Consider the following 8011-nt stretch of genomic DNA (forward strand, 5'->3'; position numbering starts at 1 on the left):
AGAAGAGAACCGTAATCGCTTTGTTCCATCGATGCATCCAAAGCATCGGTTTCATTAATGAACTCAGTAAGCGTGGATGCATCTGTATAATATGAATCCTCAAGAACAATTTGCTCTTTTGTCTGAGTTTGATCGATGACTTTTACATGGATCTCTTTATCCCCTGTCTGAGCAGGTTTTCTAAATAGAGATGTACCCAGGGTCACCCCAAGGATCAATACCAGGGCGATAAGTGCCCAAACAATTTTTTTCTTCATATTCAATATCCTTTCTATATACTTTGTCTTTTGATCTGTTCCAAGATCTTATGAACTGGCTCAAACAAAAACAAAAGAACGATAAAAGTCAACAGGCCTTGGATCAACGACGTCTTCAATCCCATCAACATATAGATCATGGTTACCGTTTTACTAAACAACAAAAACGGCAGATCGACAAGCTGACCAATCAAAAAAGAAAAGAAAGCTCCATAAAACGGCAGACATCCCTTATGATTTTCCAAAAACTTTTTATGGCTCGAAAACAGAAAACCATAGACCGGAAAAATGATCAAATAAGCCACATTCCAGATCATAAGGCCATTCAATAAAATTTGAATACAGGAAAACAAAAGGCAGGCCAATATGACTTCTTTTCGCGAAAACACTTGCGAAAAAGACAGAATCGTAAACGTGATCATCTCCAGATATAAAATATTGGAGAAAGCCTGAAAAACGGCATACATCATGGCCCCCATCAAAGCAATGCGTGTAATCTCTTTTACACGCATTATCGTTTCCCGGATCCTTTATATGTTTTTCTGAGTGATGGTCTGCCTGGCCGGCGCGATGGAATCAGGCATTTAGGTCCCGATCCAATCAGGTCCTCCCGATGTGCTTTCTTTAAAGCTCGGTACACAATATCATAGTTTTTGGGATAACTATACTGCATCAGCGCCCTTTGTTCCAACTTTTCTTCATAGGTTTTCGCTACATAAACCGGCTTCATCGTTCTAGGATCCAAACCGGTGTAATACATACAAGTGGCCAGCGTTCCCGGCGTCGGATAAAAGTCTTGTACCTGTTTAGGCGTATGATGGATCTTCTTTAAATAACAAGCCAACTCAATGGCATCGTTCAGATCACAGCCTGGGTGGGAGCTCATCAGATAAGGGACCAGATATTGTTTCATGCCCAGCTCTTTGTTTTTTTCGTAATACTTATCCACAAATTTCAAGTACAATTCTTTGCGTGGCTTGCCCATCTTGTCTAGCACTTTGGCACTGACATGTTCAGGAGCGACCTTTAGCTGTCCGCTGATATGATACTTGACCAGCCGGTCAAAAAAGGTCTCATCCGGATCATACATCAAATAATCATAACGGATCCCGGAACGAATAAATACTTTTTTTACTTTTGGAAGCTGACGCACCGCATCCAGCATTTCTACGTAATGGGAATGATCCACCTTTAAATTCGGACAAGGTTTCGGCCACAAACACTGCCGGTTCTTACAAGCCCCATACTCTTTCTGCTTATCGCAGGCAGGACGGGAAAAATTGGCGCTTGGACCTCCTATATCGTGAATATACCCTTTGAAATTTGGCATTTCAATGATCTTTTTTGCCTCTTCAACCACACTTTCCGTGCTGCGGGATGAAATCACACGCCCCTGATGGGAGGTAATGGCACAAAAAGCACAGGACCCAAAACAGCCTCGATTGCTGGTGATGGAAAACTGCACCTCTTCGATGGCTGGAACATATTTATATTTGGGATGGAAGGTTCTTTCATAAGGAAGAGAGTACGTAAAATCCATTTGTTCCTGGCTTAAAGGAAGCGGCGGCTGATTGCAAACGATATACCATCCTTCATAAGGCTCAATCAACATTTTAGACTGAATGGCATCCTGATTGTGATACTGGATCAGAAAGCTTTTAGCATACGCCTTTTTATCTGTACTGACGCTCTTATAGTCCGGCAGTAAAATATAATCGTCGATGATATGTTCAATCGACTTGGTCTTCCAAACGGTCCCCCGGATATAGCACAGATCATGGACACTCAATCCGCTGTCTAAAGCCTCGGCCACTTCAATGATTGTATTTTCTCCCATGCCAAACATCAAAAGATCCGCCTGTGAATCCATTAAAATAGAACGACGCACCTTGTCATCCCAGTAGTCATAATGGGCCAAACGGCGAAGGCTGGCTTCAATGCCCCCAATCAGAACGGGAACATTGGGAAACAGCCGTTTTAAGACCTGTGTGTAGACAATTGTGGCTCTGTCTGGACGCTTTCCCATGATTCCCTGGTCCGTATAAGAATCCTTATCTCTTCTTCGTTTGTTCACAGAATAATGATTTACCATGGAATCAATATTCCCTGCGGAAACAAGAAAGCCCAGCCGCGGTGTGCCAAACTGCAGAAATTCTTCATCGCGATGCCAATCGGGCTGTGAAAGAATGGCACAGCTATATCCAAAAGCCTGCAACGTTCTTGTGATAATGGCACAGCCAAAAGAGGGATGATCCACATAGGCATCCCCGCATACATATACGAAATCCACTTGATCAAATCCCTGTTCGATCATTTCTTCTCTGGTTGTCGGTAAAAAAGACATATTCTATCCTCACTTACTTCACAAACAAACTGTCCGCATAGCGAACGGTTGCCATCGCATCTTTGGCATAATGATCCGCATGGATCTTATCGGCATATTCCTGGGTCAGTACAGCTCCGCCTACCACGATCTTTGTATCGGGCTTATATTGATGAAGAGCCTTTATGGTGGCTTCCATATTCGTCACGGTTGTCGTCATCAAAGCACTGAGCCCCACTAAGGAAACATCTTCTTTGATGGCGGTCTTCACGATCACTTCGGGATCCACATCTTTCCCCAGATCGATCACTTCATAGCCATAATTTTCCAACATGACTTTAACGATATTTTTTCCAATGTCATGAATATCTCCCTTGACCGTGGCCAGGATGATCTTTCCCTTGATCTGGATGGTTTCTTTGGTCATGGAATCTTTCAGGATCTCAAAGCTGGCTTTGGCTGCATCCGCACTCATTAACAGCTGCGGCAAAAACAAGGTCCCCTGCTCAAATCCCTGCCCCACTTTATCCAGGGAAGGAATCAAATACGTATCGATGATCTCTAATGGCTTCTTATCTTTTAACAAAGTTCGGGTATCTTCCCTGGCCTGTTCCATCAAGCCTTTTTCCACCGCATAGGACAAATCGATGGCAGGCTCCATTCTTACAGCTTCTTCCTTCGAATTCCCAAAAACTTCAATATATTCTTCGCAATTAGGATCCAACGTCATCAAAGCCTTAAACGAATAATAGGCCTGCATCATGGGTTCATTGTTGGGATTTATGATGGCACACGATAAATGGCGCGATAAGGCCATCGTTAAAAACGAAGCATTGATCAGTTCCCGTCTTGGCAATCCAAAAGAAATATTGGAAACCCCCAATATCGTCGAGCAGCCTAATCGATGGTACACTTTATCAATCGTATCCAAAGTCACCAAAGCGCCTTCCTTTTGCGAAGAAATCGTCATAGCCAACCCATCAATAACGATATCCTTGGAATGAATCCCGTATTCGCCGGCTTTGGCAATGATCTTTTCAGCGATTTTTACTCTTTGTTCAGAATTTGAAGGGATTCCTTCTTCATCCAGGCATAGACCTACGACAATGGCTCCATATTTTTTTATCAGCGGAAACACTTGTTCCATATTCTCCAGTTTTCCATTCACAGAATTGACCATAGGTTTCCCATTATAGATTCGCAAAGCCTTTTCCAAAGCTTTTACATTCGAGGTATCGATCTGCAATGGCAAGGCCGTCACACTTTGAAGTTTCAAAATCGTTTTAGGCATCATATCCGCTTCATCGATATCCGGTATTCCTACATTGACATCCAGAATATGGGAACCGGCTTCTTCCTGTGACAGGGCCTGCGATAAAATATAATCAAAATCCTGTTCCATCAAAGCGGTTTTAAAGCGCTTCTTCCCTGTCGGATTGATTCTTTCTCCAATCACCACCGGAACATCTCCGATTTTAACCGCTTTTGAATATGACGTCACCCAGCTGTCTGTTTTAAATGTATTTTCATGGCAAGGAACAACCTGTACTTCCTTGATCATCTTTTCCATATATTCTGGCGTGGTCCCGCAACACCCTCCAAGAATCTGCACCTTCATCCCGGCAATTTTCTTCATTGCCATTGAAAACTCTTCCGGACTTAGATCATAGACCGTCTTTGTTCCTTCTTGTCGAGGCAGTCCGGCATTGGGGTTTACGATCACCGGCAGCGAAGAGATCTCTACGATCTTTTTCACGATCGGCATCATCTGTACCGGTCCCAGTCCGCAGTTGATTCCCAGGGCATCCACTCCCAGCCCTTCCAGCATGGCTACCGTTGATTCGATCGATCCCCCGCTTAAAAGTCTTTGATTTTCATCAAAGATCATCGTTACAAAAACAGGAAGATCACAATTTTCTTTTGCGGCCAGAACGGCTGCCTTGGCCTCGTACCCATCCGACATCGTTTCAATCAATACCAGGTCTGCTCCCGCTTCTTTTCCGGCTTGTACCATTTGGGCAAAAATAGAAACCGCTTCTTCAAAACCCAGATCGCCCATCGGTTCTAAAAGTTTCCCTGTAGGCCCTATATCTAAAGCGACATAGGCATCTTTACGGCCCGATTGAGCAATGGCCTTTCTGGCAAGCTGTATTCCTGAAGAAACAATTTCTTCCACATTGTTGAATTTAAGCCGATTGGCACCAAAAGTGTTCGCATTGATGATGTGACAGCCGGCATCCAGATACGCTCGATGAATCTGGATCAATGCCTCAGGATGGCTCAAATTCCATGTTTCCGGAAATTCCCCTGGCTGCAGCCCTGCTTTCTGGATCATGGTTCCCATGGCGCCATCAAAAAATATCCACTCTTTTCCAATTCGATCCATTAATTTCATTCTTTGATCCTCATTTCTTATATATACAATCCTTTTGCGAACAAGCCGCGCATGAGTTTTCACTCTTTTCCATCGTTTCTTTTGAAAGTCCAATCAGAGCCGTGATCGATTTATATGGAACCATGAGATTCCCTTCCGTCAAGGTCACGCCAATCGTTTTAGGCATGTCCAGGATCCGAATAAAATCTTTTTGATATCCTAGATCAAAATCTCCATACCCGCAAGAATAGCGCGGGTGACAATAATAGCCCCGTTTTAAAGCCTCTTCTTTGATTTGCGCATTGATATGATCCGTATAGGCTTCGATCATGGCCGCTCCTACAGCTTGAAAGATCACGGCATCGGCTTTATTTACAATGTTTGCCCTTTGGATCAAATGATCGGGAAATCGTCCTAAAGTAGTCGCCATACAAACTACTTTCGTACAGCCTTTCAAGTTTTTTAAAAGATCCCTGGATTGTATACACAGCGACTCAAACTCGATTCTGTTTTCATGGATCTTAAGATCAAACTCCCGAACGACATGACGAGGCTGACAAGATTCAAATTGACAGATTGCCTCTTCCACACGTTTCTGGATCACGGCATCCGGAATTTGATATCCATAGCCTAAATAACGATAGACTTCCTTTCGTGATACATCGATCATTTCTTTACGATATGAGCCAGATTGTCTTGTATGGCTTTGGCAACTTCTGGTTTGTTCATAGAATATACATGAATATGCTTTACGCCATTGGCAATCAAATCAATGATCTGTTCACTGGCATAAATGATTCCCGCTTGTTTCATCGCTTGAGGATCCTCGCCAAAATGATCCACAATGGCACGGAAACGTTCAGGCACATTGGTCCCCGACATCTGCACGCTTCGCGCAAGCTGTTTTTTATTCGTGATAGGCATGATCCCCGCTAACACCGGCACATTGATGCCTGCCTCTCGTATGCGATATAAAAAGTTGTACAAAATGTTATTGTCAAAAAACATCTGTGTCGTCAGGAAATCACAGCCCGCCTCTACTTTTTCTTTCAGATGAAGAATGTCCTCTTTTTTGTGCTCACATTCAATATGGCCTTCCGGATAGCAGGCGCCTCCAATACAGAAATCGCCGCTTTTTCGGATTTCCCGAATCAATTCACTGGCATAATGATAGTCAAAGACCGTTCTTCCTTCTTTGGGAATATCCCCTCGTAAAGCCATGATATTTTCGATTCCTGCACTTCTAAATTCTTCGATCATGTTCGCTACATGCTCTCTGGTACTGGATACACAAGTCAGATGACCTAAAACTTCCGTGCCGTATTTCTGGCGAATGTCCCGGGCAAGATCCACTGTATACTGGCTTGTTCCTCCGCCGGCTCCATAGGTAATCGACATAAAATCTGGATGAAGGCTGGCAATTTCCTTTGCGGCCTGTTCCACTTTGGAATAATCGTCTATCTTTTTAGGCGGGAAAACCTCAAAAGACAGGGTAACTTTATCTTGTTTTAACAGTTCTGATATTTTCATACTCTTTTCCTCTGAATGTTAGTTCAATTATACTGATTTTAATCGTCAAAAGAAATAAAAAAGTGCAGCGATAACTGCACCACTATGCTCGGATCCAATCGCCCTCCCAGCGATTCTGGGTTCGGTTCCAAAGTCTTTTATAAAGCTTGCCGTCAATGATCCTATAGATCCATTCCAACTTATCGGCCCGAGCCGAAATTGTTTCCTGATTTCCTGTCGATGAAGTATCCTCCAAAGCATAAACAGGAACCGACACAAACATGAATGTCATACATACAATCGATAATAATATTTTTTTCATAACTTACTCCTCCACTATAGGTAAATGTTGAAAATCAAGAGTGAACGGATTTTCTATCTCAGCCCGGGTCTCTCCCATGACCAAAGTATACGTGCCGTCTTTTTGATGAAGGATATACCCATTCTGTAGATCCTCAACCGTAACATAATCAAATTGTGCATCCGGCAACCCAAAATCCGCTTCAAAAATAATTGAATTCGATAAAAACGGCAATAAAATAATCAAAACCAGAAAAATCACATTGGTTTTCTTTTTGAAACTGGAATGCAGCAGGTAATTGATCCGATAAGAAAGAACACTTGCGTTTTCCCGAATCAAAAAATGAGAACTCACCGCGAGCGAGCGATCGGTTTTGGAAAAATGGATCCTATCTTCAATGGATACTAAAGTATACGCATAATTCAATATATCTTCTTCTGACATTCCTTTTGTGGCCTTTGTATCCGCACGAATTTCCAATGCCAGATTTATGTTGCGGTTAAGCCAATATATCGGTAAAAACCACCAGTAAAGAATCATTAAGATATTCATGAATTGTTTGATATAGATATCATGCGTTTTTACATGTTGAAGTTCATGGCTTAATATCACCTCAAGTTCATCCTCATTAAATTCACTATCCGGCAATAAGATAACTTCTTTATATCCAAAAACCATGGGCGTTGAAATCTGACTGGTGATCCAAACCGGATGATCCGGCAGGGATTTCTTTGAAACTAACGCAGATACAGTGGATTTCTTTGCGATGGGAATGATATTCTCCAATATTTTCTTAGAAGTTCGTATTTTCTGTAAGTAAATAAACAAACTTATCAAGGATCCCATCCCCCATATACCGCAGAAAAGCGTAAAAACGGATAGGCCGTTTATAATTTCAAAGTTAAACAAGGCCTGGATCGGATTCATCAGTTCACGGATATAAATACTGAAGGTAAAAGGAAATTCTAAAGGAAATAAAAGCCTTATTAAAATAATCAATCCCAATACGATCAATAAGTCAGCTCGAAAGAAAATGAACCGTTTCTTTTGATGAAGTATCGCGCTTAACAACAATCCCATTAAAGTAACCATGATCAACGTGATGAAGATGGATGACATGGACAAACGCATAATCAGTTTCCTAATTCTTTCTGTCTTTTTGTGATCAAGTCTTTCAGTTCTTGAAGCACTTCTTTATCGGTATTGTTCAAGACCAGATACGATGCGAGTTGATATAGACTTTGCGT

8 protein-coding genes are annotated in these 8011 nt (G+C 42.2%); all 8 read right to left on the reverse strand.

The features are described from left to right. A partial coding sequence (locus Q0K03_RS06460) for a hypothetical protein (RefSeq protein ID WP_297238904.1) occupies nt 1-257 on the reverse strand: 257 nt, incomplete at its 3' end. A gap of 14 nt (nt 258-271) precedes the next feature. After that, nucleotides 272-769 (reverse strand): cytochrome B, encoded by a 498-nt coding sequence (locus Q0K03_RS06465; protein ID WP_297238905.1) that lies wholly within the window; start codon nt 767-769, stop codon nt 272-274. After that, nucleotides 769-2601, reverse strand: coding sequence for a YgiQ family radical SAM protein (locus tag Q0K03_RS06470; protein ID WP_297238906.1), 1833 nt, complete (start codon nt 2599-2601; stop codon nt 769-771). Before Q0K03_RS06470 ends, Q0K03_RS06465 begins: the two co-directional genes overlap by 1 nt. Nucleotides 2602-2614: 13 nt before the next feature. Beyond that, on the reverse strand, nt 2615-4975 hold the full coding sequence (locus Q0K03_RS06475) for a homocysteine S-methyltransferase family protein (protein ID WP_297238907.1): 2361 nt from the start codon (nt 4973-4975) through the stop codon (nt 2615-2617). Between the two features lie 10 nt (nt 4976-4985). Further along, the gene (locus Q0K03_RS06480) at nt 4986-5624 is read right to left on the reverse strand and encodes a vitamin B12 dependent-methionine synthase activation domain-containing protein (RefSeq protein WP_297238908.1); all 639 of its coding nucleotides are present in this window, start codon (nt 5622-5624) and stop codon (nt 4986-4988) included. Beyond that, entirely contained in the window at nt 5621-6484 is an 864-nt protein-coding gene (gene metF / locus Q0K03_RS06485; protein ID WP_297238909.1) for a methylenetetrahydrofolate reductase [NAD(P)H], read from the reverse strand. Before metF ends, Q0K03_RS06480 begins: the two co-directional genes overlap by 4 nt. 82 nt (nt 6485-6566) lie before the next feature. Beyond that, on the reverse strand, nt 6567-6785 hold the full coding sequence (locus tag Q0K03_RS06490; protein ID WP_297238910.1) for a hypothetical protein: 219 nt from the start codon (nt 6783-6785) through the stop codon (nt 6567-6569). Between the two features lie 3 nt (nt 6786-6788). After that, nucleotides 6789-7895, reverse strand: a complete 1107-nt coding sequence (locus tag Q0K03_RS06495; RefSeq protein ID WP_297238911.1) for a M56 family metallopeptidase — start codon at nt 7893-7895, stop codon at nt 6789-6791. Nucleotides 7896-8011 lie beyond the last annotated feature (116 nt).

Source organism: uncultured Faecalicoccus sp. (genome assembly GCF_944327125.1).
In the GTDB taxonomy this organism is placed as follows: Bacteria; Bacillota_I; Bacilli_A; order Erysipelotrichales; family Erysipelotrichaceae; genus Faecalicoccus.

Excerpts from the sequence above, each read along its gene's own strand:
- Q0K03_RS06465 (WP_297238905.1), bottom strand. The coding sequence starts at position 769 with ATGCGTGTAAAAGAGATTACACGCATTGCTTTGATGGGGGCCATGATG.
- Q0K03_RS06470 (WP_297238906.1), bottom strand. The coding sequence starts at position 2,601 with ATGTCTTTTTTACCGACAACCAGAGAAGAAATGATCGAACAGGGATTT.
- Q0K03_RS06475 (WP_297238907.1), bottom strand. The coding sequence starts at position 4,975 with ATGAAATTAATGGATCGAATTGGAAAAGAGTGGATATTTTTTGATGGC.
- Q0K03_RS06480 (WP_297238908.1), bottom strand. The coding sequence starts at position 5,624 with ATGATCGATGTATCACGAAAGGAAGTCTATCGTTATTTAGGCTATGGA.
- metF (WP_297238909.1), bottom strand. The coding sequence starts at position 6,484 with ATGAAAATATCAGAACTGTTAAAACAAGATAAAGTTACCCTGTCTTTT.
- Q0K03_RS06490 (WP_297238910.1), bottom strand. The coding sequence starts at position 6,785 with ATGAAAAAAATATTATTATCGATTGTATGTATGACATTCATGTTTGTG.
- Q0K03_RS06495 (WP_297238911.1), bottom strand. The coding sequence starts at position 7,895 with ATGCGTTTGTCCATGTCATCCATCTTCATCACGTTGATCATGGTTACT.